Below are 1460 nucleotides of genomic sequence, written 5' to 3' on the forward strand. Positions count from 1 at the left end.
TTCCTTACCTTTCTTCTCGGGCGTTGTAAGCCACTGACTGCCATAGGCTTTGCAGCACCCGGGAGCGCCGGGTATGGCTGTCATGGTTTTGCCCTCGATGGCCCAGGGAGATTGGCCGCCCGGTGCTCCGCGACGACTCGACCGCTGATTGAGATACGCGACCCGATCGCTTCGTAAGGACACGACGGCGCAGTCGTCTGCGAGACAACTGGACACACAAGCAACGACAGGAGTGGTTGTGCAGCAACAACTGTGGGCTGGCGTCGATGCCGGGAAGTCGGCTCACCACTGCGTTGTCATCGACGCCGGCGGAAAGCGATTGCTGTCGAGGCGTGTGGTCAACGACGAGCGGCCGCTCGGGGAGCTCATCGATGCTGTTGCCGGGCTCGCCGACGATGCGTCGGTGACCTGGGCGATCGATCTCAATCATGGCGGCGCGGCCCTGCTCATCGCGATGCTGGCCGAGCGTGATCAACGCCTGCTCTACATTCCGGGCCGGACGGTGCACTGGGCGTCGGGAACCTACCGCGGTGATGGAAAGACCGACGCGAAAGACGCCGCGATCATCGCCGACCAAGCCCGGATGCGTCGGGACCTGCAACCGTTGCGAGTCGGCGACGAAACCGCTGTCGAGCTGCGGATCCTCACCTCGCGGCGCACCGATCTGGGGTGTGACCGGACCCGGGCGATCAACCGGTTGCGCGCCCAGCTCCTCGAATATTTCCCGGCGCTGGAACGAGCGTTCGACCTGCGTGCCAGCAAGTCGGCGCTGATCCTGCTCACCGGCTACCAGACCCCCGATAGCATCCGCCGCCTCGGTGAGACCAGGCTTGCGGCCTGGTTGCGCAAAAACGGAGCCCGCACCAGTGCCCGCGTCGCCGCGACCGCGATCGAGGCCGCGAAAACCCAGCACACCACCGTCACTGGTCAGCAACTCGCCGCGGCGATGGTCGCGCGCCTGGCGAAGGAGGTGAGGGAACTCGACATCGAGATCGGCGAGATCGACGCGATGATCGAGCAGCGATTTCGCCGCCACCGGCACGCCGAAACCATCCTGAGCATGCCCGGATTCGGTGTTCTGCTCGGCGCCGAGTTCATCGCCGCGACAGGCGGGGACATGACCGCCTTCGACAGTGTCGACCGCCTCGCCGGCGTCGCCGGCCTGGCCCCGGTCCCCCGCGACTCCGGGCGCGTCAGCGGCAACCTCAAACGCCCACGCCGCTACGACCGGCGCCTGCTGCGCGCCTGCTACCTCGCCGCCCAGGTCGCGCTCGTCCACGACCCGATCTCGCGCACCTTCTACCAGCGCAAGAGAGCCGAGGGGAAGACCCACACCCAAGCAGTCATCGCTCTGGCCCGCCGACGACTCAACGTGTTGTGGGCGATGCTGCGAACAGGCACCCCATACCGACCCCAAATCAGGGTCGTCGCGGCTTGACAACATCATTGAGAATCTCCCT

General features: G+C 66.0%; 1 protein-coding gene. It reads left to right on the top strand.

Annotation, left to right across the window (positions count from 1 at the left end):
• The first annotated feature begins 238 nt into the window (after positions 1-238).
• The gene (locus tag NF4_RS35950) at positions 239-1438 is read left to right on the top strand and encodes an IS110 family RNA-guided transposase (protein WP_198165612.1); all 1200 of its coding nucleotides are present in this window, start codon (positions 239-241) and stop codon (positions 1436-1438) included.
• The last annotated feature ends 22 nt before the right edge of the window (positions 1439-1460 follow it).

The sequence above is a fragment of the Nocardia fusca NBRC 14340 genome (assembly GCF_001618425.1).
Taxonomy (GTDB): domain Bacteria; phylum Actinomycetota; class Actinomycetes; order Mycobacteriales; family Mycobacteriaceae; genus Nocardia; species Nocardia fusca.